Source organism: Prevotella sp. (assembly GCF_036570325.1).
Lineage (GTDB): Bacteria > Bacteroidota > Bacteroidia > Bacteroidales > Bacteroidaceae > Prevotella.
The window spans coordinates 248,206-272,261 of record NZ_DATCYK010000056.1 but is presented as its reverse complement, the minus strand read 5'-3'; the positions used below and the strand labels follow the sequence as shown (position 1 = coordinate 272,261).

General features: G+C 44.5%; 34 protein-coding genes. 32 read left to right on the top strand and 2 right to left on the bottom strand.

Going from position 1 to position 24,056, the window contains the following annotated elements; all coding sequences use genetic code 11:
- The first annotated feature begins 12 nt into the window (after positions 1–12).
- The 32 genes from VIR50_RS05250 (at position 13) to VIR50_RS05095 (ending at position 22,980) form a co-directional block, all read left to right on the top strand.
- The gene (locus VIR50_RS05250; protein ID WP_331934087.1) at positions 13–234 is read left to right on the top strand and encodes a hypothetical protein; all 222 of its coding nucleotides are present in this window, start codon (positions 13–15) and stop codon (positions 232–234) included.
- A complete protein-coding gene (locus VIR50_RS05245; protein WP_331934086.1) occupies positions 234–617 on the top strand; it encodes a response regulator transcription factor in 384 nt (127 codons plus the stop codon). The genes VIR50_RS05250 and VIR50_RS05245 overlap by 1 nt, the downstream gene beginning before the upstream one ends.
- An 18-nt stretch (positions 618–635) precedes the next feature.
- Positions 636–866 (top strand): hypothetical protein, encoded by a 231-nt coding sequence (locus VIR50_RS05240; protein ID WP_331934085.1) that lies wholly within the window; start codon positions 636–638, stop codon positions 864–866.
- 68 nt (positions 867–934) lie between these two features.
- Entirely contained in the window at positions 935–1,156 is a 222-nt protein-coding gene (locus tag VIR50_RS05235) for a DUF3853 family protein (RefSeq protein ID WP_331934520.1), read from the top strand.
- Positions 1,157–1,166: 10 nt separating this feature from the next.
- Entirely contained in the window at positions 1,167–3,125 is a 1,959-nt protein-coding gene (locus tag VIR50_RS05230; protein ID WP_331934084.1) for an AAA family ATPase, read from the top strand.
- An 8-nt stretch (positions 3,126–3,133) separates the two neighbouring features.
- Positions 3,134–3,481 (top strand): hypothetical protein, encoded by a 348-nt coding sequence (locus VIR50_RS05225; protein ID WP_331934083.1) that lies wholly within the window; start codon positions 3,134–3,136, stop codon positions 3,479–3,481.
- Positions 3,474–4,364, top strand: a complete 891-nt coding sequence (locus VIR50_RS05220; RefSeq protein WP_331934082.1) for a hypothetical protein — start codon at positions 3,474–3,476, stop codon at positions 4,362–4,364. Before VIR50_RS05225 ends, VIR50_RS05220 begins: the two co-directional genes overlap by 8 nt.
- A 21-nt stretch (positions 4,365–4,385) precedes the next feature.
- A complete protein-coding gene (locus tag VIR50_RS05215; RefSeq protein WP_331934081.1) occupies positions 4,386–5,138 on the top strand; it encodes an MBL fold metallo-hydrolase in 753 nt (250 codons plus the stop codon).
- 11 nt (positions 5,139–5,149) lie between these two features.
- Positions 5,150–5,782, top strand: a complete 633-nt coding sequence (locus VIR50_RS05210; RefSeq protein ID WP_331934080.1) for a hypothetical protein — start codon at positions 5,150–5,152, stop codon at positions 5,780–5,782.
- A gap of 29 nt (positions 5,783–5,811) precedes the next feature.
- The gene (locus VIR50_RS05205) at positions 5,812–6,252 is read left to right on the top strand and encodes a DUF244 domain-containing protein (protein ID WP_331934079.1); all 441 of its coding nucleotides are present in this window, start codon (positions 5,812–5,814) and stop codon (positions 6,250–6,252) included.
- Positions 6,253–6,270: 18 nt separating this feature from the next.
- Positions 6,271–7,011 (top strand): hypothetical protein, encoded by a 741-nt coding sequence (locus VIR50_RS05200; RefSeq protein ID WP_331934078.1) that lies wholly within the window; start codon positions 6,271–6,273, stop codon positions 7,009–7,011.
- A gap of 54 nt (positions 7,012–7,065) precedes the next feature.
- Positions 7,066–7,836 carry a TIGR02757 family protein gene (locus VIR50_RS05195; protein ID WP_331934077.1) on the top strand — a complete coding sequence of 257 codons (771 nt, stop codon included), beginning with the start codon at positions 7,066–7,068 and terminating at the stop codon, positions 7,834–7,836.
- 1 nt (position 7,837) lies between these two features.
- The gene (locus VIR50_RS05190; protein ID WP_331934076.1) at positions 7,838–8,548 is read left to right on the top strand and encodes a Lin1244/Lin1753 domain-containing protein; all 711 of its coding nucleotides are present in this window, start codon (positions 7,838–7,840) and stop codon (positions 8,546–8,548) included.
- A complete protein-coding gene (locus VIR50_RS05185; protein WP_331934075.1) occupies positions 8,539–9,318 on the top strand; it encodes a hypothetical protein in 780 nt (259 codons plus the stop codon). The genes VIR50_RS05190 and VIR50_RS05185 overlap by 10 nt, the downstream gene beginning before the upstream one ends.
- Positions 9,319–9,334: 16 nt before the next feature.
- Positions 9,335–10,444: a phage antirepressor KilAC domain-containing protein gene (locus VIR50_RS05180; RefSeq protein WP_331934074.1), complete on the top strand. Its 1,110-nt coding sequence runs from the start codon at positions 9,335–9,337 to the stop codon at positions 10,442–10,444.
- The gene (locus VIR50_RS05175) at positions 10,441–11,034 is read left to right on the top strand and encodes a DUF4406 domain-containing protein (RefSeq protein ID WP_331934073.1); all 594 of its coding nucleotides are present in this window, start codon (positions 10,441–10,443) and stop codon (positions 11,032–11,034) included. The genes VIR50_RS05180 and VIR50_RS05175 overlap by 4 nt, the downstream gene beginning before the upstream one ends.
- A 103-nt stretch (positions 11,035–11,137) precedes the next feature.
- Complete coding sequence (locus VIR50_RS05170) at positions 11,138–12,109, top strand: DNA cytosine methyltransferase (RefSeq protein ID WP_331934072.1); 972 nt, start codon at positions 11,138–11,140, stop codon at positions 12,107–12,109.
- Position 12,110: 1 nt separating this feature from the next.
- Complete coding sequence (locus VIR50_RS05165) at positions 12,111–12,290, top strand: hypothetical protein (protein WP_331934071.1); 180 nt, start codon at positions 12,111–12,113, stop codon at positions 12,288–12,290.
- A 25-nt stretch (positions 12,291–12,315) separates the two neighbouring features.
- On the top strand, positions 12,316–12,876 hold the full coding sequence (locus VIR50_RS05160; RefSeq protein WP_331934070.1) for a 3'-5' exonuclease: 561 nt from the start codon (positions 12,316–12,318) through the stop codon (positions 12,874–12,876).
- A complete protein-coding gene (locus VIR50_RS05155; RefSeq protein WP_331934069.1) occupies positions 12,873–13,529 on the top strand; it encodes a DNA-methyltransferase in 657 nt (218 codons plus the stop codon). The genes VIR50_RS05160 and VIR50_RS05155 overlap by 4 nt, the downstream gene beginning before the upstream one ends.
- A gap of 10 nt (positions 13,530–13,539) precedes the next feature.
- The gene (locus VIR50_RS05150; protein ID WP_331934068.1) at positions 13,540–14,082 is read left to right on the top strand and encodes a hypothetical protein; all 543 of its coding nucleotides are present in this window, start codon (positions 13,540–13,542) and stop codon (positions 14,080–14,082) included.
- A gap of 37 nt (positions 14,083–14,119) precedes the next feature.
- A complete protein-coding gene (locus tag VIR50_RS05145; protein ID WP_331934067.1) occupies positions 14,120–14,332 on the top strand; it encodes a hypothetical protein in 213 nt (70 codons plus the stop codon).
- A gap of 5 nt (positions 14,333–14,337) precedes the next feature.
- On the top strand, positions 14,338–14,739 hold the full coding sequence (locus VIR50_RS05140; RefSeq protein ID WP_331934066.1) for a single-stranded DNA-binding protein: 402 nt from the start codon (positions 14,338–14,340) through the stop codon (positions 14,737–14,739).
- Positions 14,740–14,741: 2 nt separating this feature from the next.
- Positions 14,742–15,239 carry a hypothetical protein gene (locus VIR50_RS05135; protein WP_331934065.1) on the top strand — a complete coding sequence of 166 codons (498 nt, stop codon included), beginning with the start codon at positions 14,742–14,744 and terminating at the stop codon, positions 15,237–15,239.
- A gap of 146 nt (positions 15,240–15,385) precedes the next feature.
- A complete protein-coding gene (locus VIR50_RS05130; RefSeq protein WP_331934064.1) occupies positions 15,386–15,895 on the top strand; it encodes a hypothetical protein in 510 nt (169 codons plus the stop codon).
- Between the two features lies 1 nt (position 15,896).
- The gene (locus VIR50_RS05125; RefSeq protein WP_331934063.1) at positions 15,897–16,448 is read left to right on the top strand and encodes a hypothetical protein; all 552 of its coding nucleotides are present in this window, start codon (positions 15,897–15,899) and stop codon (positions 16,446–16,448) included.
- Positions 16,449–16,491: 43 nt separating this feature from the next.
- Positions 16,492–16,986 carry a transposase gene (locus tag VIR50_RS05120; protein WP_331934062.1) on the top strand — a complete coding sequence of 165 codons (495 nt, stop codon included), beginning with the start codon at positions 16,492–16,494 and terminating at the stop codon, positions 16,984–16,986.
- A 6-nt stretch (positions 16,987–16,992) separates the two neighbouring features.
- Positions 16,993–17,235 (top strand): hypothetical protein, encoded by a 243-nt coding sequence (locus VIR50_RS05115; RefSeq protein WP_331934061.1) that lies wholly within the window; start codon positions 16,993–16,995, stop codon positions 17,233–17,235.
- Positions 17,232–17,585 (top strand): hypothetical protein, encoded by a 354-nt coding sequence (locus tag VIR50_RS05110; protein ID WP_331934060.1) that lies wholly within the window; start codon positions 17,232–17,234, stop codon positions 17,583–17,585. Before VIR50_RS05115 ends, VIR50_RS05110 begins: the two co-directional genes overlap by 4 nt.
- 26 nt (positions 17,586–17,611) lie before the next feature.
- Positions 17,612–19,051 (top strand): phage terminase large subunit, encoded by a 1,440-nt coding sequence (gene terL / locus VIR50_RS05105; RefSeq protein ID WP_331934059.1) that lies wholly within the window; start codon positions 17,612–17,614, stop codon positions 19,049–19,051.
- Between the two features lie 26 nt (positions 19,052–19,077).
- Complete coding sequence (locus VIR50_RS05100; protein WP_331934058.1) at positions 19,078–20,541, top strand: phage portal protein; 1,464 nt, start codon at positions 19,078–19,080, stop codon at positions 20,539–20,541.
- Between the two features lie 192 nt (positions 20,542–20,733).
- On the top strand, positions 20,734–22,980 hold the full coding sequence (locus tag VIR50_RS05095) for a hypothetical protein (protein WP_331934057.1): 2,247 nt from the start codon (positions 20,734–20,736) through the stop codon (positions 22,978–22,980).
- A gap of 29 nt (positions 22,981–23,009) precedes the next feature.
- Here VIR50_RS05095 and VIR50_RS05090 read toward each other — a convergent pair whose 3' ends face one another.
- Complete coding sequence (locus tag VIR50_RS05090) at positions 23,010–23,234, bottom strand: hypothetical protein (protein WP_331934056.1); 225 nt, start codon at positions 23,232–23,234, stop codon at positions 23,010–23,012.
- A 231-nt stretch (positions 23,235–23,465) separates the two neighbouring features.
- Positions 23,466–24,023: a hypothetical protein gene (locus VIR50_RS05085; protein ID WP_331934055.1), complete on the bottom strand. Its 558-nt coding sequence runs from the start codon at positions 24,021–24,023 to the stop codon at positions 23,466–23,468.
- Positions 24,024–24,056: the final 33 nt, after the last annotated feature.

The window sequence follows — 24,056 nt, the reverse complement described above, 5'->3', positions numbered from 1 at the left end:
TTCATAAATGATATGAGTAAAGAACATTTTTCATTCAACAAGGGATGGTCGCAAGTGAAGAACGGCGACATTCCACGATGTCGCGAGGAACTGATGGCGGCGTTAAACGTAAAGACAAGGGCGGCTTTTCTTAACCGTATGAAAGGCGAGGTCGAACCCAAGATTTCGGAAGCAAAGGCAATCGAAGATGTTTTTGCAAAGTATGGAATTAAAGAAGTTTGGGGGATTAACTGATGAATGAAACGGTAAAACTTACCAAACGTGAATCCGAAATTGCGGAATTGTTCGCGTGGGGCGCAAGCAAAAAGGATATTGCCAACCGCCTTTTCATTTCGGAAAGAACCGTTGAGAATCACGCCCGGAATATCTATGAAAAGACGGATTGCACAAAGGTTAATGAATTGTCCGCGTGGTGGTTTTGCGTTAATTTCCATATTCCTTTCGACTTGTCGCCGTTGAAACGCAAGGTGATTGCAATATGTCTTTTGATTCTGATTGTTCCGCAAATATTCGACACAAGCAACGTGATTGTGGCACGAACCCGGACAGCAAGAACAACAAGAACTTGCCGCACACGTTCACGCTGGAAAACGGACAACGAGTTGTTCGATTGTTAAAATAAAAATTTCGCAACAATGAAAAATTCAAATGGGATTATGAAAGAGTTTTGGAATGCCTTTATCGTCAAGGGTGGAACATGGAAACAACGCATTGCGGTATGGTGGTTTTCTTTATCATTGTGCTTGTTGTGTTGCACGGAAGATGCGCCGTTGTGGTTCTTGGGGCTTGAAGCCTTGAACTTCTTTTTCGCCGCTCGCTATCTGAAAAAACACGATGTACCCGAATACTTCAAGGAATGTGAATAAAGTTCAGATAAAGAATGATAAAGATTGACCCAAATACAAGAATAATCGACCTAACGGTGGGACAACTTATGGAGTTGTTGGAAAGCGTACAAGGCACGACCGAACACGCCCCCGAACAGGAACGCCGCTTGGTTTACGGTATTGCCGGAATCGCGCAAATATTTAATTGCAGTATCGCAACGGCAAACCGAATCAAGAAAAGCGGAAAAATCAACAAGGCGATTTCACAACGTGGTCGGTTAATTGTGGTCGATGCAAACAAGGCTTTGGAACTATTTAATAACAAATAAATTCGCAACAATGAAAAAAGTAACATTAAAATCCTTAACCCTTGTAAACTTCAAAGGAGAAAAGGAAAGAACAACGGTGTTCAATGCCGATGTTACGACCATTTCGGGCGGAAACGGACTTGGCAAGTCAAGACATTTTGACGCTTTCATTTGGTTGTTGTTCGGCAAGGATTCTCAAGACCGTAAAGATTATGAGGTGAAAACCCGTGTCAATGGTGAAGAATTACACAAGGTAGAATGTAGCGTTACCGGGATTCTTGATGTGGACGGACAAGAATTGACCTTGAAACGTGCCTTTGTCGAAGATTGGGTGAAGCCACGCGGACAGGTTGAACAGCGTTACAAAGGCAACCACACCGAATGTTGGTGGAATGAAACCCCGGTGAATGTGTCAGAGTTCGACAAGCGAGTTCACGAAATTGTCGATTCAAACGTGTTCAAGATGATAACCAACCCGGCATTCTTTGTCGGAATGAATTGGAAACTTCAACGTGAACAACTTTTCCAACTTGCCGGAACAATCACCGATGTTGAGATTGCTTCAAGCAACCCCGATTTTGCCCTTTTGCTTGACAAGATAAGTGGCAAATCACTTGCCGACTTCAAAGCCGAAATCGCGGCACGGAAGAAGCGTTTGAAAAACGAACTTAACCAAGTGCAACCGCGTATCGACCAAACCTACAAGATGATACCGGAAACGGAAGATTTCGCCGCCCTTGAATCCAAACTTGCCGACATTGACAAGGAGATTGCAAGCATTGACGAAATGATTGCCGATGCAAACGCCGCAATCCGTAAGTCATACGAAGCCGAACAAGAAAAACAAGGCAAGATGAACGCCCTTAAAGCCGAATGCCAACAAATCATTTTTGACGCGCAAACCGCCGCCAAAGACAAGGCATTTGAAGCCAATGCAAACCGCCGTGAATTGGAAAGCCAAATTAAGGTCAAGAAATCCGAAATCGAAGCGGTCAAACGTGAAATGCAGCTTGGCAAATCCGAAATCGACCGACACAATGCCGAAATCGAAAAGTTGGTTGCAGAACAAAAACGCTTGCGCGATGAATGGTATAACGAAAATGCCAAACGGTATCAAGGTGAAACCATTTGCCCACATTGTGGTCAAGAATTGCCCCAATCAATGATTGACGAAGCACAAAGCATATTCACCAAAGCACAAGCCGAGAAATGCAACGGAATCACCGCAAAAGGCAAGGAAGTCGGCGAAAAGATTGCCACGCAGCACGGATGTATCAATCAAGTTGAAAACGGCTACAATGAAGCCGAAACGCGCTTAAATGCCTTGCAATCGGAGCTTGACGGACTGAAAACCGACTTGGATTCAACGACCGTTGCAGAAGTCGCAACAGTTACACCCGAAACAATCCCGGCGTGGGTTGAAAAGCAAAAGCAGATTTCGGAAATCCAAAGCACCATTTCAACCGACAATTCGGGTATTGATACATCCGAAATGCAGACCAAGAAAAAGGGCTTGAATGAAATACGTTCCGAAATCGTCGCACGTCTTGGCAAGCGTGATACAATCGAGCGCGGCAAAAGGGAAATCGCACGTCTTGAATCCGACGGCAAAAACCTTGCCCAGCAAATCGCCGACATTGAGCGTGAAGAATATACTATTCAAGAGTTTAACAAGACCAAGATTGGCGAATGCGAAAAGCGTATCAATTCATTGTTCAAGGTGGTTTCATTCCGCTTATTTGAATATACGCTTGACGGCAACCCGAATGAAGTATGCGTGCCGTTGGTTGGTGGAGTTCCTTATGGTAGCACAAACACCGCCGGGAAAGTCAATGCAGGGCTTGACATTATCAACGCACTTTGCCGCTTTTACGGCATTTGTGCCCCGATATTTATTGACAACCGCGAAAGCGTCAATGAGATAATCGAAACTGAAAGTCAGATAATAAACCTTGTCGTTACCAACGACAATAAATTAACAATCAAATAAAAGCAACAATGGAACAAAAAGTTGAAAAGAGCGAATTTCTTTCACAAGTGGAAGCATTCGCAAAGAAAGTGTCAGAAATGACAACCGAACAAAGCGGAATCAATCGTGCAATCGTGATTCTTGCAAGTGAGAAAATCGAGGGTTCAGACGAAACAGCGCAAGCCATTTCGGTGGCGGGCAATGGCTTTGAAGCTGTAAAGGCAATCGCCGAATTTGCAACCCGACCCGAAACCCGAAACCTTGTGAAAAAGGGGTTGAAACTTGCCACAATCAAGGAAATTTCCGAAAAGTTCAGGGGGGGGGGATTTTTGAATGTCCTTGTAAAAACTAACATTAAAGATTCAGAAAATGAGTAACGAAAATAAACTTCAAGTGGTTGCAAGTCAGCAAATGCAGCTTCAACCCGCGTCATCGTTCAACTTCTTTGACCCGGTGCAGTTCGACACAATGCAACGTGTGTGCAAGTTGTTTGCAAATTCCGAACTTGTGCCGGATATGTACAAAGTCAGTGAAAAGAACCCGATTGAAAAGGCGATGGCAAATTGTATGATTGCAATCGAGATTTCGCAACGTATCGGTGCAAGCCCATTGATGGTGATGCAAAACATGGTTCCGATTTACGGCAAGCCGTCGTGGTCGTCGAAATTCCTTGTCGCAACCGTAAACACTTGCGGTCGCTTCACCCCCTTGCAATTTCGATTCACCGAAAAAGGAATGCTTGGAATGGTCGATTACACCGACTATGTATGGGACAATGCTTCACGTTCAAAAAGAGCCGTAGCAAAGCAGTTTGACGGCAAAAAGATGATGGACGTTGAATGCGTTGCGTTCACGACCGCGAAAGGGTCGGACAAGGTGTTGGAAAGTTCGCCAATATCAATCCGCCTTGCAATCCAAGAGGGTTGGTTCACAAAAAACGGGTCGAAATGGCAGACAATGACAAAACAAATGCTTATGTATCGCGCCGCGTCTTTTTGGACAAGCGTTTACGCCCCGGAACTTTCAATGGGTATGCGTACCGTCGAGGAAAACCAAGACATTATCGACACCCAATTTGAAGAAGTCGAGGAAGTCGAACAAGAAAAGGCAAACAATGCCAATAAAGTGCAAATCGGCATGGACTTGGCGAGCGGTGAAGACAAGACAGGGAAAGTGGTTGTTTCTACCGAAACGGGCAAAATAGTAAACGAAACGGAAGCCCATGCGGCGAATGAACAAGCAGCGTCGCCCGGCTTCTAAAAAAACAAAATCCGAAAGGCTATGCAACTGAAAATATTGGGTTCAAGTTCAAAGGGGAATTGCTACCTACTTGACAACGGAAAGGAAGCGTTGGCAATCGAATGTGGCGTTGCTTTCAAGGACGTGCAAAAGGCGGTCAATTTCGACATTTCACGCATAAAAGGCGCGATTGTATCACACGAACACGGCGACCACGCACAATACGTTGAAAAATTCATTGAATCACGTGTTCCCGTATATATGTCCACCGGGACATTTCACGAGGTTACAAAGAAGTTCAAAAGCCGCTTTTTGTCGCCGCTATTGATGGAAGTTGGAAACATTGTTAAAATCGGCAATTTCAAGATTCAGCCTTTCGACACCCAACACGATTCGGTCGAACCTTTCGGATTTCTGATTTTTCACCCCGAATGCGGAATGGTATTATTTGCGACTGATACTTATTACTTGCATTACACCTTTGCCGGGCTGAATAACATTCTTATCGAATGCAATTACCGTCAAGACATTTTGCAAGAAAACATTGAAGCCGGGTTGTTGCCGAAAGTGCTTGCACGGCGCACGATGAAAAGCCACATGGAGTTTGAAACGTGCAAACAAACCTTGCTTGTCAATGACTTGTCGGCGGTGAATCACATTGTCTTGATTCACCTTTCGGACGGCAACGCCAATGCAAGCGAGTTTCAACAAGACATTCAGACAGCAACAGGCAAGACCGTTCACATCGCACGAAAGGGAATGACAATCGAAAATTTCAATAAATCACCATTTTAACAATAAAAGTAATGAAAGAATACATTGTAACAAGAACAAAAGACGAAAAAACAGTTATTGGCAAGTTTGCCGATAAGGCGGAAGCGGTGGACGTGATGAATGATTATATCGACGAGTTCAACAACGAAAATGATTTGGATTCAAGCGATGATGATTTCTTGACCCCGTTTGACTTCACGTTGGAAATCGTGGAAACAAAAGAAGTGAACGAACTTATCACCAACTTTGAAGAAGCCCGAAAAATCTTGGGGGGTAAGCCCAATGCAGACTTCACCGTGTCCAAAAAGATTCTTTCCGGCAATACCGTGAATTTGCAAGACGTTACCCGCTTGGTGAATGATACTAACCCCCAGCACGTTAAAGCCCTTATTTCCTTGAATGAGTTGTTTACAATCGCGGAAGCGTGGAACAAGAAAGATGGCTTTGTGCCTGATTACTCAAACAGCAATCAATACAAGTATTTTCCGTGGTTTGTATATGACAAAGACGCTGCGGGCTTCGTGTTTGCGTATACGTATTATACGTCGTCGTCTACTGCGAATGCGCTTGTCGGTTCTCGGCTTTGCTTCAAAACCGCAAATCGCGCCCGCCAATTCGGCAAGCAATTCATTGACTTGTGGAATGATGTTTTGTTGTTCAGGTAATCAAATGTTTCACTATAAAACAAAATGTTATGGAAAAAGAACTTGGCAAAGAGTACAAAAACAAGGTTCAGCGGGTCGCGTTTCTGAAAGATAATTGCGACGGTTGCGAGAACAAGGGCTATATGAAAGCATACAGCCCGGAAGAATTGCAAGGACACAAAGAAAAACTTGCGAATGTGTCAATCGAAATCGCCGAAATCGAAGCCGAAATGAAGCGTATTCAAGCCGAATATAAAGGACGTTTGAAACCGCTTAAAGAAGAAAGAACAATCATGGTCGGCAATATCAAGTCAAAGGCAGAATATGTAACGGAAGTATGTTACAGATTCACCGACCAAGAATGCAAGGAAACCGGATTCTACAACGAGGACGGCGACTTGGTAGAATGCCGCCCGGCAACCGCCGATGAGCTGCAACCCACCATCTTTGCGGTGGTTCGCGACAACAATAAGACAGGAACAAATGATTAACAAAAAAACAAATTAAGTATGGAAGCAGAAAAATTGCAAGTCAATCTTGCACCCGGAATGACAACCGCCGAAGTAATCTTGCGTGAGGGTGCAGCCGTGAAACAGCTTGAACCAAAAGCACCCGTAAAAACCGACCTGCAAGGCGTTATCGGTTGCGTGGTTGAGTACCTAACAAAGCGAATCAATGTTGGTCAGTTCGCCCAAAAGGATTGCCACATTCTTATAGACCGCGACAACGTGGAAATCACCTTGATAACCAACGAAGCGGACGAATACATACGCGGAAAGATTGTCGGCAAATTGAGTTACAACCCGAAGTTCATTGAGTTTGGAATCAACCGCAACAAGGTGTGGACACCGACCGAACTTGGTTTGTTTATCAAGATGAACCGTGCATTCTTTGCAGACCGCCAAACCAATATGGCGTTGGTTTCAACACTGATGAACTTTACCGCCACCGTGAACAACAAGATTGAACGTGCAGTTGCCGAAAATGGCAATCGTACCGACAATTTTGCCCAAGTGGTCAATTCCAACTTGCCGGATTCGTTCACCATTCAAATGCCGATTTTCAAGGGAATGCCCGCCGAAACAATCGAGGTCGAAACCTTTGCACAGGTGAACGGACGTGAAGTTGCATTCGTGCTTCTTTCACCGGGCGCACAAGCAACGCTTGAAGATTTACGCGACAAGGTGATTGATGATGAAATTGCAAAAATCAAAGAGATTGCACCTGAAATCGCAATCATTGAAATTTAGTAACAACCGCCCCGGCTTGACCTTGTGCCGGGTCGGGGCTTAATAATCGCAACAATGAATGAAGTAAAAAACAAGTTGGATTCCCTTGTGGAGCAATACAACACGCCGGGTTTCATCAACAACGACCCGGTGCAATTTCCACGGCAATACATCAAATTGCAAGACATTGAGGTTGCCGCGTTCCTTGCTTCAACAATCGCTTGGGGCAATCGGAAGCAGATTTTAACCGGGTGCAAGCGTATGTTGCACGACATAATGAAAAACCGTCCCTTTGACTTCGTAATGAACGATGATTGGAAAAGCATTGACCCAGCACAAAATATTCACCGCACGTTCTTTGGACGTGATTTGGCGTATATGTGCAAGGGGTTGAAATTCGCGTACATTATAAGTGGCAGTTGGGATTCATTAGAGGGATTTTTTGTTGAATCCGGCGACGTGTGGCAAGGCTTCAATGTTATTCGCGACCTTTTCGCCGATGCAAACGACGGCATTTATTCACGGCACTTTTCAAACCCCAACGGCAATAGGCATAAAGGCGGTTCAGCTTGCAAACGCTTGAATCTTATGTTGCGTTGGTTGTGCCGGCAAGACGACATTGTTGATTTAGGCGTGTGGCACGATTTAAAGCCCAGACAACTAATGATACCACTTGATACGCACGTTGCCCGTATGGGGCGCGAAATGGGCTTGATTGAACGCAAAAGCAACGACCGCATTACGGTTGAGGAATTGACCGACAAATTGCGTGATTTCGATATTAACGACCCTTGCAAGTACGACTTTGCATTGTTCGGGCTTGGTGAATCCCAAAAGTACAAATGAAATGAAAGAGGTTTTCTATTTTCAACACGATTATAACGCCCGTAACGACCCCAAATTACAGGACGTACTAATTGAACACGGCGTTGGCGGAATTGGTGTCTTTTGGTGCATAATTGAACAGATGTACGAACAAGATGGCTTCTTGCCCTTGAAGTCGTGCAAAAGCATTGCATTTGCATTGCATATTGATTGCAATTTGGTGGAAAGTGTGGTTCTTGACTTCGGATTGTTCCAAAACGACGGCACAAACTTTTGGTCAAATTCGGTAAAATCACGCCTTGACAAAAGAAAGGAAGTCAAAGAAGCCCGAAAAAATGCCGCGTTAAAGCGTTGGGAATCAATACGCAAAATGCAAATGCAAAGCAAAGGTGATGCAAATGCAATACAAGATATATCCAAAGAAAAGGAAAGGAAAGGAAAAGAAAGTAAAGTAAATAATACTATATCTAACGATATAGAGATGGAAAAAGCAAAAAGCGCAAAGCGTTTTCGCTCCCCTACTCTGCAAGAAGTTCAAAATTATATTTCCGAAAAAGGATATTCGATTGACGCGGAAGCATTCATTGCCTTTTATGAAAGCAAGGGTTGGATGGTCGGCAAAAACAAGATGAAAGATTGGCGCATGGCAATCGTTACTTGGTCGAAACGAGATAATGAACGCCGCCCGGCAAGAAAAAGTGTAACTAAAAATTGCAATGACGAATGGACATAAAAAAGACAATTACGGGGCAAGACGGCAAGGAAAAGACCGTGAAAGTTCAAATGCCAAGTATTCAACAAATCTTGAATGCTATTGACCAGCGCGGAATGTTTGCCGGAATCACTCGTTATCAATACTTGCATTATGATGTTGCGGAAGCCTTGAAAATCGTTGAAGCAATCGGCAAAAGCAGAAATCCAAAGTTTGTGATTGATGATGAAAACCGCTTCACTTATGAAAATTTCATCAAGTGGTGTCATTGCGACCCGACGATGAAAGCTATTAACCCGGAAACGGGGGCAGTCGTTGATGGTCGGTTGAAACGCGGGATTTACATTGCCGGAAACACCGGGTCAGGCAAATCATGGTGTCTTGAAATTATGCTTGCTTATTGCACCGCATGGGGGTTCCGCATTAAGTTCCGAGACGATACGACACACCGCCCCTTGTTTTGGAGAATCACCCGCGCCGATGCGATTTGTGATTGCTTTACCGAAACCGGGTCAATTCAAGCATACAAGCAACAACCGATGTTGGGGATTCAAGATTTCGGCAACGAGCCGGAAGAATCGCTTTACATGGGCAACCGCGTTGATGTTATCCGGCAGCTTGTCGAATACAGGGGCGACCAAATGGAAGAATTAACCCTTATCACCTCAAATCTTAAAATCAAGGGGAATAATGAAATCTTGTTGTCCCGATACGGCGACCGCGTGAAAAGCCGTCTTATCGAAATGTGCAATTATTTTGAGATTAAGGGCAAAGACCGCCGAAAATTATAATAAATCATACATAACAATGGAATTAAAAAATTTAATATTCACAACGGAACAAGGCAACACCGCGACCGATTCGATGCGCGTTGCTTTGTACACAGGGCGGCAACACAAGAACATTCGTAAATCGGTAATGCGCCTTATCAAGCAAGGCTTCAAATCTTGTTTCTATGAAATCAAGGATGGCACACGCTTGTTGTTCGTGATGAATCGAAAGGGCTTTGAATTGGTAACAAAGACGTTGCCGGGCATTGAAGAATTGCGCGATGCAGCTTTGCGAGCATTCGACAATAACACCTTTGTTCCGGCACACAACGAGAAAGAAACAAAAGTTGCCATTTCTGATACACCCAAGCCGGAAAAGGCTTTGGCGGTTATCAAGCAACCCAACGGGCAATTTATAAATGCACGGACACTTTACGCATTCTTGAATGTCGGACGTGATTTTTCAACGTGGTTTGCCGACAAGGTTAATCGTTACGGCTTTGAAAAGGGCATTGATTTCGATGTGCTAACAGTTATCCCCCAAAAAGGGGAAAAGGTAGGTCGCCCGGCTATCGACTATATTTTGACGCTTGACGTGGCAAAGGAACTTTGCATGGTCGAGGGTAACGAGCGCGGAAGAATCGCCCGGAAATACTTTATCGAGGTTGAAAAGAAGTTTCGGGCAATGGTCGCTTCGACCACCCCGGCGATACCCCAAACTTTCGCGGAAGCCTTGCGCCTTGCAGCTTCACAAGCGGAACAAATCGAGCGGCAACAAAAGCAAATTGAAGCGGAACGACCAAAAGTAAATTTCGCGACCGCCGTTGAAACTTCAAATTGTTCTTGCCTTATCGGCGAACTTGCAAAGATGATGTGCCAAAATGGTATTCCGACCGGGGAAAAACGGCTTTTTCAATGGATGCGCGACAACGGTTATTTGTGCCAATTCGGTGAAAGGTACAATCAACCGACACAAAAGGCAATCGAAATGGGCTTGTTTGAGGTCAAGAAGCAGACGTGGACGAAACCGAGTGGCGAAGTGATGACTTCAACGACCACGAAAGTAACGGGCAAAGGGCAAATCTATTTTATCAACAAATTCTTGTATAAATCACAGAACAACCAACAAATCTATATCAACGAATGAAAGTCTATATTTCCGGCAAGATTTCGGGCTTGCCGATTCAAGAAGCAAAGGAACGGTTCGACAATGCACAAGCGTTGCTTGAATCGTGTGGGCTTGACCCGGTTAATCCGATGTCAAAAGAAATGCCCGAAAATGCAACGTGGGAGCAACACATGGTCAAGGATATTGAATTGTTGCTTCGTTGTGATGCAATCTACCTGATGGATAATTGGGCGGATTCACGCGGCGCGCAAATCGAATATGACATTGCCAACCGTATGAAGTTGGAATTTATTTTTGAATCCGACTATATTTATCGCAATAAGGAAGTTTTTAAGATTCAAAGCGCGATTCACGAAGTTATGGGGATTCGCCTTTGTGAGTACAACACCAAATCACGCAATCGGGACTTCGTGTTTGCACGAATGATTTTTGTGTACCAATGTCGCCGAAAGAAAATGAAATTGACACAAATTGCAAAATACGTTCATCGCGACCATTCTTCAATGCTTCACTTGTTGAACAAATACAATGATGAAGTAAGGTACAACCCCCAATTCCGTAATATGGCGGCAAGGGTTGATAATATATTAAATAAAACAACCAAATAAATATGAAACACAAGTTCGATTATCATTGGACATTGAAAGATGCGAACTTCACAAAGGATAAAGGCACGGTGTTTTCGTGTTTTGCTTGTGGGGGGGCAGTTCAATGGGTTACAAACTTGCCGGGTTTGATGTTATCGGCTGCAACGAGATAGACCACCGTATGATGTATGCTTATTGCCAAAATCACAATCCGCGCTTTCCTTTCCTTGAACCGATACAAACATTTAAGGAAAAACAGGACTTGCCGCCTGAATTGTTCAATCTTGACATTTTGGACGGGTCGCCCCCTTGTTCGACATTCTCAATGGCAGGAAGCCGCGAGAATGCGTGGGGAAAGATGAAACACTTTCGCGAGGGACAAGCCGAACAAGTCCTTGACACGTTGTTTTTCGACTTTATCGACCTTGCAAAGAGATTGCAACCGAAAGTCGTTGTTGCCGAAAACGTGAAAGGCTTGTTGCTTGGTGAAGCGAAAGACTATGTGCGACGGATTGTTGAAGCATTCGAGGAAGCCGGGTATTATTGCCAATTTTGGCTTCTTGATGCGCAAAAAATGGGCGTTCCCCAACGCCGTGAACGTGTGTTCTTTGTGTGCTTGCGGAAAGACCTTGCACAACCGTTCCTTGTCGCAAAAAGTCTTTTTGAAGAAGTGCCAAGAATCAACATGGAGTTTAACGAACCCCCGATTTTATTTGGTGAAGTTGCCGACTTCAAGGGGCGTGAAGCGAAATCAAAGGTTATCCGCTTGTTGTGGGAGAATCGCCAACCGGGCGACATAAACCAAGGCAATGCGAATGAAAGGTTGTACGGCAAAGGAAGCAACTTTAATCAAACGTATGTTTACGCCGACCGAATTTGCCCGACACTTGCGAGCAAAGAAAGCTGTTTGATTCACTTTGAACAACCGCGCTTTTTGAGCGCAAGCGAGGTTTGCAACATTTCAAGTTTTCCGCAAGACTATGACTTTGCTGGGCAACCACCACACTACGTTTGCGGAATGTCAGTGCCACCCGTGATGATGGCGAATGTCGCCGCAAGGATTTGGGAACAATGGTTATCGAAGATAAAAAAATAATATGAACGCAAGACAATTTTTTGACAAGGTTGTGGAAATGCGCCTATTGCAAAAGGAATACTTCAAAAGCAGAAGTGCGCGAGTTCTTGAACAGTCCAAACGAGTTGAAAGAGAAATCGACAACGAGATTAAGAGAGTGCAAGACATTCAGTATCCACAAAAGGATTTATTTAATCAATAAATGTTTCACTATAAAACAAATATCAATGAAGTTATTATTTTTCGACCTTGAAACGACCGGGACGAACCCCGCAAGAAACGGGATTCACCAAATAAGCGGTCAAATCGTGATTGACGGAAAGAAAGTTGAAGATTTCGACTTTCACGTTCAGCCGAACCCGAAAGCACAAATCGAAGAAGCAGCCTTGCAAGTTGCCGGGGTAACACGCGAACAAGTGCTTTCATATCCGGCAATGGGTGAAGTTTACGCCCAGTTTGTCGCAATGCTTGGAAAACACGTTGATAAGTTCAACAAAAAAGACAAGTTCTTTTTGGTCGGTTACAACAACGCGGCTTTCGACAATCAATTTTTGCGCGGATTCTTCTTACAGAACGGCGACAATTACTTTGGAAGTTGGTTTTGGGCAAACACAATCGACGTGATGGTTCTTGCAACCGCATATCTTGCGGAACGCCGCCCGGAAATGGAGAATTTCAAGTTGTCCACAGTCGCAAAGTTCTTGGGCGTTGCCGTGTCTGATGATTCCTTGCATAATGCCTTTTACGACATTGAATTGACAAAGGCGATTTATGAAATTGTGAAATGATGGACGTTGAAACATTGGGGGGCATTCAGCTTGTGAACGGTGATTGCATGGATGTGATGCGAGAATTGCCCGACAATGCCTTTGACCTTGCGATTTGCGACCCGCCTTATGGCATTGGCATTGACGGACAAAAGCAATGTATTTGCAAGAATCCGAAACACAACCGAAAGCAACACGCGCAAAAGGATTGGGATAAATTACCCCCCCCAGAAGCGTATTTCAGAGAATTGGAACGGGTATCGCGAAATCAAATCATTTGGGGTGCGAATTACTTCGTTCCGTGCTTGAATAAAGGGACGAAAGGTTGGATTGTATGGTTCAAAGGACAAACCGGGCTTACAATGTCAGATTGCGAACTTGCATACTCCACCTTTGATTGCCCGACGCGGGTTATTACAATAAACCGTTGCGAATTGGCAAAGCAAAACACGATTCACCCGACCGAAAAGCCGATTAAACTTTATAAGTGGTTGTTGATGAATTATGCGAAACCGGGTCAAAGAATCCTTGACACACACTTGGGTTCGGGGTCAATATGTATTGCCGCGCATGATTTGGGTTTTGAAATGATGGGGATTGAGCTTGACCCCGATTATTACAATGCCGCAAAGCAACGATTGTTGTATGAGCAAGCGCAATTAAAATTATTCTAAATTCAACAAAATGGAAAAATTGAATTACAATAAATTGGCAGTAAAAGCCCACCAAAACGCCGTCAATCACGGCTTTTGGGAAGAAAAGAACAGCACCGAACATTGTTTGATGTTGATAGTAACCGAAATATCGGAAGCGGTCGAGGCACACCGAAATGGAAAAATCCACGACTTTGAAGCATTCGACAAGTACAACGGCGGCATTTCTGATGAAGAATGCTTTGAAAGATTCATCAAAGATTCGGTTGCCGATGAAATGGCGGACGTTGCGATTCGTCTTTTCGACCTTGCCGGGGCTTGGGGAATCGATTTTGACAAGATGCAGCCTTGCCGATATTTCCGGGCTTTTGACAAGTTCAGCTTCACCGAAAACGCCTTTGGGCTTGTCAAGGGACTTTCACGCACTCAAATCGCGATTGAAAAGCGTGTTCAATTCGGCATTGCGTATGTTTTTGAATGGGCAAAGTCGTTACACGTCAATTTGCCTTGGCATATCAATGCCAAAATGAAGTACAACGAGAACCGACCGCCGAAACACGGCAAGTTGTATTGATTCAAATGCAATGCAAATGCACTAAAATTGTAATGCAATGAAACGTGTTAAGATATGCGAGGACGGATTTGTTTGGCACGTCCTTACGGAATCGGAAGCCAAACGCGCAATGCAATATGTCGAGGTTTACAAGTTGTATGACGACGATTCGGAAGCCTTGATTGAAAGCGAAAGTGAGATTGAAACCCATATTCGACGCGGTGGTTACGTCGGCGTTGAAGTGGGATATATTAACGACAAACAAAATTAAAGATTATGTTACAATGTGAAGTTATCGGCAACATTGGAAGTGATGCCGAAATTAAAGAGTTCGGAGGCAAAAAATACGTTTCTTTCAACGTCGCCCATTCTGAACGTCGCAAAGACGCAAACGGGACAACCATTGAATCGACAACGTGGGTGTCCGTGTTGTGGTACGGCGACGGTGGCGGATTAACTCAATACCTCAAAAAAGGGTGTAAAGTGTTCGTCCGGGGTCGCTTGTCAGTTAAGACGTACCAAGATAAGAACGGTTATACACAAGTTGCCGTGAACGTCAATGCCAACGAAGTGAACCTTTGCGGAATCAAGGGCGAAACGCAACAGGGCGCACCGAGCCAAGCAACCGCACTGACCGCACCGCAAGCAAGCCCAAACGAAGATGATTTACCCTTTTGATTATGAAAGCGGATTGTATCATTGGAATTGACCCGGACGTTGAAAAATCGGGTGTAGCATTCCTCAATGTAAAGAATCGGGCATTGGAAGTTTCAACATTGACATTCGCACAGTTGGTCGATTATTTCGACCATGTTGTTGAACGACAACAAAAGACCGGGCAAAGCGTGATTGTGGTTGTTGAAGCGTCTTGGATGATAAAATGTAATTGGCATTTGAAGTTCGGTTCACGCAAGGAATATGCCGCCGCAACGGGTTACAAGGTCGGGCAAAACCACCAAACGGGCAAGTTGATTTGTGAAATGGCACGTTCAAAAGGGCTTGTTGTCTTGGAACACGCACCATTGCGCAAATGTTGGAAAGGCAAAGACGGCAAAATTACCGCCGATGAGCTGCAACAAATAACCGGGTTGATTGGCAGAACAAACCAAGAATCGAGGGACGCGGCTTTACTTGCATGGTGTGTCGCAAACTTGCCAATTCGTGCGAAGTGTTTATAACTAAGGCTTAACTTTTTCGGCCAAAGGGTGTATTATAGTGATACACTATTTAACTTTGCATTGCAACTTCATTGCATACTAAAAAAGTTAAGAAGATGAAACCAATTCAATTTAAGCAGTCCACAAAGGTGCTGCAAAAGCCGTCCATGATGTCGGACGATGAATGCGCGTCGTTGCCCGTTTGGTGCGATGGGGCGCAATGTGTGTCTTGTTGGAAACCAACATTCAAAGAGCGCTTGAATATCTTATTCGGCGGAAAGGTTTGGTTGGGTGTGCTTTCGGGCAAGTCGCAACCGCCCGTTTTTGTTTCGGGGGAATGTGTTTTTCAGAAAACGCCCATAAAAGCCGAAATCAAGGCATTTTTTGTTCAAATGGTAGAATGGTTCACCGAGGGGGCGAAACGCATTGCAGAAGCCGCCACGATGTCTGACAAACGCTTTCATTTCGTTGCTGGCTTCTTGATTTCTTTGTTGCTCGGAATAATCCTTGTCCCGTGGGGTGGTTTGTCGGTCGGAATTGCGGCGGGCGCAATCAAGGAATGGTGGGATTCAAAAGGACACGGCATGGTTGAACTTTTGGATTTCGTGTTTACTTGTTTTGGGGCTTTGTCGGCTTTCCTTGTCGCCCTAATTATTCACCATTTGCCCGGATTCTGATATGGCAAGGATAATTGAAACAACGATTGAAAACCTTGTGCCAGACAACAAGAACTTCAACAAAGGAACGCAATTTGGCGACCATCTTATGGACAAATCATTGCGTGAATTTGGTTTGGGACGTTCAATCCTGATTGACAAGAACGACCGAATTATTGCCGGCAACAAGACGTTTGAAAAGGCGGGTGAAATCGGCTTTGAAAACCTTGTGGTCGTGGAAACGGACGGAAACACACTTGTCGCCGTAAAGCGAAAGGATATTGACCTTGATTCCCCCAAAGGTCGCGAAATGGCATTTGCAGACAACGCAACGAGTGAAGCGAACCTTGCATGGGATAACGATTTGATTTTTGAACAAGCCGAAAAGTTCGACTTCAACCCGGAAGATTGGGGAATTTCCCTTGATTCCGATTCGGAAAAAGAGGAAGAACAAAAGGACGGCAAAAAGGAAATCGACACCCGGTTAATTGTCGAATGTGGCGATGTAACGAAATTATCATTGTTATTCAGTGAGTTACAAGACCGAGGGTTTAAGTGTGAATTGAAAGAATAAGTGATAAATGTAACAAAATCAACGTAAAAAAGGATGTTATAAGATGGCAAAGTTCAGTAAAAAAACGGTGGACAAGATTGTTGGGCTTGTGAAGTCCGACACATACACCATTGCCGAAATTTGCCGCCAAGTGGGAATCACCCCAAAAACATACCATCAATGGGTGAATGATTACCCGGATTTTGCCGATGCAATCGAAATGGCAAGGCAAGAACGGATGCAATTCTTTGTTCAGGAAGCGAAGAAAAGTCTTTTGAAGAAGATACAAGGCTATGAAGTAACCGAAACAAAGGTTGTAACCGTCCCTACAAAGGGCGACCCGTCAAAGCCTACTATCAAGGAGCAAATGACACAGAAGAAACACATTCAGGCAGATACGGCGGCAATCATATTCACATTGACCAATGGCGACCCCGACCATTGGAGAAACCGACAATCTACGGAAGTAACAGGCAAGGACGGCAAAGACTTGTTCAAGACGCTTTCAGATGAAGAGTTGGATAAACAGATTGCCGACCTTGAAAAGAAATTGAAGTAATAACAAATGACGCACGAACACTTTGCAAAATACAAGTATCGACATAGTGAAGTTATCATATTTCATCAAAAGCACCCAAAGATGGACGTTGAAATGATGTTGTTAGGGGTAGATTTTGAAAATGAAGTGTTTAAGCTCGCCCCTTTTGATACGGACTATTACGAGGACAATGCAATTTGGGTAAACTATGAACTTTGCGACAAACCAAGAGCGGTAAAAATGAAAGTAATAAAAGGAAGTAAGAAATGAAAATTATAAGAAACAGCCTAATCCCTTTCAAGGGCTTTGTGGCAATCAATCTGTTTGGGGTTGTATTTGTCAGAAAGGAAGTACAACCACCTTACAATTTCAGTCTGCGAGAATGGGACAAGGTGCTTAATCACGAACTAATACACACAAAGCAGATGCAAGAACTATTGTTCGTGACTTTTTATGTGTGGTATCTTCTTGAATGGCTCGTTCGGCTCGTGATGTATAGAGATAGGCACAAGGCTTATAGAAACATTAGCTTTGAGCGTGAAGCCTATGCAAACCAGTGTAATTGGGACTACAACAAGGAGCGTAAACGATACGCCTTTATTCGATACATCAAGCAGTAATGAATAGAAACGAAAGGGTTAGATATATGCACGCATTAAGGGAACGTTTGGTTCGAGAGAGCCGAACGGACTTGTTGCGTTTTACCCTTTCAACAATGCCGACATTTGAACCGGCAGACTTTCACCGTCGATATTACAACGTATTGACAGACTTTGCGCATGGCAAGATTCGCAAACTTATGGTGTTTATGCCGCCCCAGCACGGCAAAAGCGAGGGTTCGACAAGGCGATTGCCCGCATTCATTCTTGGTGGCGACCCCGACAAAAAAGTGGCGATTGTGTCCTACAACGCACCGAAAGCGCGAAAGTTCAACCGAGAGATACAAAGAATCATTGATTCAGAAGAATACCACGATATTTTTCCGGAAACATCTTTGAATGCAAGCAATGTTACGACCGTTGCTGGGTCTTGGTTGCGCAACGCTGATGAATGCGAGATTGTCGGACACCGTGGCGGCTTCAAGACCGTTGGTGTCGGTGGTGCTTTGACGGGTGAACCCGTGGACGTGCTGATTATGGACGATATTTATAAAGACGCGAAAACGGCATGGTCGCCGATTGTCCGTGAAGCCGTGTCCGATTGGTACGATACAGTTGCCGAAACACGTTTGCACAATGATTCTCAACAACTGATTGTCTTTACACGTTGGCACGAAGACGATTTGGCAGGAACATTATTGCGACAACAAGGCGTTTACAACGCAGAAACCAACCCCGACGGGTGGGTTGTCGTGATTTACAAGGCAATCAAAGAGGGCGCACCGACAGAGTATGACCCACGCCAAGAGGGTGAACCCCTTTGGGCGGAACGCCATAACCTTGACAAGCTGCAATCAATCCGCAATCGCAATCCGCAAGTCTTTGAATCACTCTATCAACAAGACCCGCAACCGTCCGAGGGCTTAATGTATGAATCCGGCTTTTCGGAATATATCACACGCCCGGCAACGATGCAATGCAAGCGCAAAGCGTATGTGGACACCGCCGACACAGGTACGGACTATTTGTGTGCAATCATATACGACGAAACGGAAGTTGCAAACTACGTTGTCGATGTGCTTTACACGGCAAGGTCAATGGAATACACCGAACCGACCCTTGCAAAGATGTTGTCGAAACACAATGTTGTCGAATGTGTCGTTGAATCAAACAATGGCGGTCGAGGCTTCGCCCGGAATGTCGAAAAGCAATGTCGATTGATTGGCAACAACAAAACAAAGTTCACTTGGTTTGCCCAAACTGACAACAAGGATGTCCGAATTTTTAGCAATTCGGCAACTGTGCAAAATCTAACTATAATGCCGCAAGGTTGGAAACGCTTATTTCCCGAATTTGCCAATGCAATTTGCGGTTATCTGAAAGCCGGAAAGAACGCCCACGATGATGCACCGGACGCATTGACCGGGACGATTGAACGGCGACAGAAACGGCGCAAATCAAATGTTGCCGACCTTTTTGGATTTTAAGTGTATCACAATAAAATTAGAACAATATGAAGATTAACGAAGTTATCACGTTGGCGAAAAACAATGCGAGTGATGCGGTTTCCGAATTGAAGTCGCACCGATACATTAAGCAACCCGACACGGAAGCAGCCAACAAGGCATTGAACCCCAAGAACCATGACATTAACAACGAGGTCTTGCGCCCCAACAAACGTGTGAAAGTAACCGACGACACGCAAGGAGAATCGGCACAAAAGGTTATAAGCGCGGATGGTGAACAAACCAATTACCGCACGGAAAAAGTTGCAAGAATCGCCCTTGCCATTCAACGCCTTATCATTAACCGTGCCGTGTCGTTTTGTTTCGGCAACCCCCCGTTGTATAATGCAACACCGACCAACGACCAACAAGCGGTTATCGTGAAAGCCTTGCAACGCATTTTATACGACGTCAAAAGCAATTCTTTGAACCGCAAAATCGGACGTTCAATATTCGGCTTCAAGGAATGTGCCGAATATTGGTACACGGTGGACAAGCCAAATACGAAATACGGCTTCAAGTCGAAACACAAATTGCGTTGCGCAATCTTTTCACCAGAGAACGGCGACACGCTTTATCCCTATTTTGACGAAACGGGCGACATGGTGGCGTTTTCACGTTCTTTCAGCCGCAATGACAACAAGGGCAATGCGGTTGATTACTTTGAAACATTCACCGATACCGAACATTGGCTTTGGGTGAGCGGTGCAAAGGGGTATGAGTGCGTCCCCGATTATCCTAAACCCGTTGCAATCGGCAAAATTCCAATCGTATTTGGACACCAAGAAAAGTTTGAAACCGAGGACGTGGATACGCTGATTGACCGTTTAGAAACCTTGTTGTCTAACTTTGCCGATACAAACGATTATCACGCAAGCCCGAAAATCTTTGTTACCGGGCAAATCAATGGATGGTCGAAAAAAGGTGAATCCGGGTCGGTTATCGAGGGCGAGGACGGCGCAACGATGCAATATGTGTCTTGGCAGTCAGCCCCGGAAGCGGTCAAATTGGAGATTGAAACGCTTTTGAAGATGATTTATACAATCACGCAAACACCGGACATTTCCTTTGATTCGGTCAAAGGACTTGGGGCGATTTCGGGCGTTGCCTTGAAGCTGCTTTTTATGGACGCACATTTGAAAGTCCAAGACAAGCGCGAAATTTTCGACGATTACTTGCAACGCCGTATCAATGTCATTCTTGCCTATATCGGCAAAATGAATGCTTCATTGGAAAGCGAGTGTGAGCAAATCGAGATTGAACCCGAAATTGTGCCGTATATGATAACAAGCGATATTGACGACTTGAATTATTGGCTTACAGCCAACGGCAACAAGCCCGTTATATCGCAAGAAGAATCGGTTGAACGTGCCGGGATTTCAAAGAACGTTGAACGCACGATGCAGAAGTTAAGCGAGCAGTCGCAAGCCGACAATTCGTTTATGATTGGCGAACCCGTAATTGATGCGTGATGGCAAAGAAATTAGAAAACAAACATTCAGGCAATGGGCATTTCTGCAAAGAATGTGCGCACCATTACGATGAACATTCAAAGGCAATGGACGGACATTTGATTTTGTGCCGTTGCCCTTTCAAAATGGAGAATGGAAAGTTCTGTATTTTTATGAATGATAAGGCGTGTGAGCGTTTCAAATTAAAGTGATATGGCAAAGCGACAAAAGGCAACAAGGTTTTCGATTCAGTCGCTCGACAACAAGCATTATCGGACAACGGAACAATACGCGCTTGCGGTTGATGCGTTGTTTGATGCGGCGACAAAGGCAATATCCAAAGCCGCCGCAAAGGGTAAATTTGACCCCGACAAGCCCTTTTCTTTCGATGATTACCCAAGTGTCAAGGCGGTTATGCAAGATGTGTCAAAGCAGCTTGCAAGCCGTCTTACAACCGTTATCGAAACAGGGTCAAGGAAGCAATGGTTGTTCGCTTGCGAAAAGAACGACGGCTTCATTGATTCGATAATAGACACGTCAATGTTAAGCCGGGCGCGGTTGAAGAAGATGCAAGACCGTAACTTGGATGCGTTAAGTGCTTTTCAAGGGCGCAAGGTCGATGGAATGAATCTTTCGCAACGTGTGTGGCGTTATGTCAGGCAATATCGCGAACAAATGGAATCCGCCCTTGATGTCGGCTTGGGAGAGGGACGGGACGCACAACAGTTGGCAAGGGACGTGAAGCAGAATTTGAAAGACCCGAACCGATTGTTCCGCCGTGTTCGTGATAAACGCGGAAACCTTGTATTGTCGAAAGCCGCGAAAGCCTTTCACCCCGGACGCGGTGTTTATCGGTCAAGTGTCAAGAACGCACAACGATTGACACGTTCCGAAATCAACATGGCTTATCGTGAAAGTGATTGGCAGCGGTGGCAATCGCTTGACTTCGTTGTTGGCTTTGAAATTGTCCGTTCAAATCACGAACCTTTGTGCAAATGTGAAGTGTGCGAGAAATTGAAAGGGCGTTATCCTAAGACGTTCAAGTTCAAAGGCTGGCACCCACAATGTATGTGTTACGCAATCCCGATTTTGATGAATGAAGAAACTTTCGACGATAATGAATTGGGCGACCTCAAAGCGGCATTGCGCGGCACGACATACAAGCACAAGGTGGCAAACACCGTCGTTGATGTGCCGGACGGCTTCAAAGAATGGGTGCAAGACCATATCAAGGCGCAAGAACGATGGGCGACAACCCCTTATTTCATTAAAGACAACTTCAAGAATGGCAATCTTGCGGACGGCTTGAAGATTGCATTGCCGACAATCCCGGCAACACCCAAGATTGACCCAGTGCAACAACAACTTAATGCGCTGCAACCTCAAATCGCAAGCATTCGGCAAATGTGTTCCGAATGGGGACTTAACACATACCCCCTTGACACGGCATTGGCGGCACGAAGTCCGAAAGAAGTTGTCTTTGCCATTTCGACACTTAAAGACCGCGTGAACGATGCAATGAATGAATTAAAGTTATTTGTTACAGATGCAGCCAAAACAATCAAGGAAGCAAGGACAAACAAGGTCGATTCAAACGATGTCTTTGCAGACTTGCAAGCAGTCAATGCAGACAAGAGCGATTGGTTAATGGGCAAAGCCACGATGAAGCAACGGTTGGAAGATTTGAAAGCAAAGATAAAGGCTTTGTTAAGTCCGGCGCACCCGGCAATTTTATCAAAATACGATACCGATGCGCAAGTTGATACGACTTTCAAAAAAATAAATTCGGAATTTACGACCGAAAAATGGTTTGAACACGGTGATTTGGCATTGACACCAACAAGAAAAAGCGGTGTAAACGGTTTCACTTATATGGACGGGCGTATTTCCTTGACACCCGACAGATTGGAACGTGTTAAATCCGCCCTTTCAAAAATCGGAAGTGGAAAACCGAAAGACATTACGTTTGAAGAAGCGGACGCGATGGCAACTTTTTGGCACGAAATCACGCACAATCGAAATATTCCGGGCAATATGCGCACAACTTCAACCCAAACCGATGTAATGGAAATGATGAACGAATTTGTTGCCCGAAAGACCTTGCCTGAATTTTACGCAAAATTAGGTTGCAAGGATGTTCCACACCCGGAGTTTATAACCAACCGTGCTTCAACCGGGTACAATCGGCGTGTTTTGGGATATGATTTTGTTATTCAAAAACTTGGGCTTGATGCTAAAAAAGTGCTGGATTCTGCAAAGAAGAATCTTTTTACATTGAAGTATTCAGAACAAGATACAACAGCAACACAAGCCCTTATAGATGGCGGACTTGACACGTTCAAAGGTGCGAATGGCAAGAAAATCGGCAAAGCGCAACTTAACAAGATTGTCGCGATGTGTCGAAAGGGATATTCCACGGTAACCATTGAAAACTACTTGAAAGACCAAGGCATTATTTAAAAAAAAGGGGGCTTTGTTGCCCCCTTTCCTTATTCGTTGTTTTCGGCTTCAAGTTCCTTTTTGTATTGTTGCTTAACAGCATTCAACAAGGCTTTGTCATTGATTCTTTCGGCGTACTCAATCAATGTGTGTGCGTTCAACAATGGGTAAGATTCCAATTCACTCAAATACGCTTCTTTTGAAACAATGATGATGTCGGAAATCAACTTTTCGTCCTTGCATAAATCAAAGATTGTCTTTTTCTTCAAATCCATAATCATACATTTTTAGGTAAAGACCGATTCGTTTTCTTTCGATGAATCGTGCCTTTGTAGATGATACATTTTTTGTTCTTGTAAGGCTTACTTTCGGTGATACCATACGACCAAAGCCGTGATTTCGACACTCCAAGTTCTTTCGGGGTGAAACTGTCAAAGATTGCGGTTATCGACCCGAAATAATAATTCAAGTCGTCGCCAAAACAAACGTGATATATTGTTGCACCGTTATTCATTCTTTATTTCAAAATTAAACCATTCGCGGGGCGAATTGAACGCCGCCTTTTTCACTTGACGATAAAACGCCTTTTTCAGCTTGCGAAGCCTTGCCAATGCTTGTTTTGGATTCCAATGGAAGTTCGGCATAACTTCGTTGTTCGCCATATATATGCCGCCTTGTTTCGGCTCGTAATGCGCAAAGGCAACCAAGTGTCCGTCTTTGACAAAAACAACGTCCGAAACGGCTTTATTTGCCTTGTTGCAAAGCGTGAATCGGCGACACCCTGAATAATATTCTACAATACAGCGTTGTTGTTCCATTGCCACCTTGATTTTTTCTTGCTGATTGCAACGGAAGTCCCACATATTTTTTGCGACCTTTCCGCGCAATTCTGCGATGTTGATTGCTTCTTGCCCGGTTGCCATATCATACGGCAATAAACCGTCGGCAAACATTTTGACCGCGCGGGCAAAGTTTTCTTTGTCCACAACCTTTGCTTCAAGTTCGGTTAAGAACTCAACCGACAAGCCGAATTTGCTTGCAAGTTCTTGAATCTGATTTTTCATTTGCAAAATTAGTTATTTTATTTAATATAACAC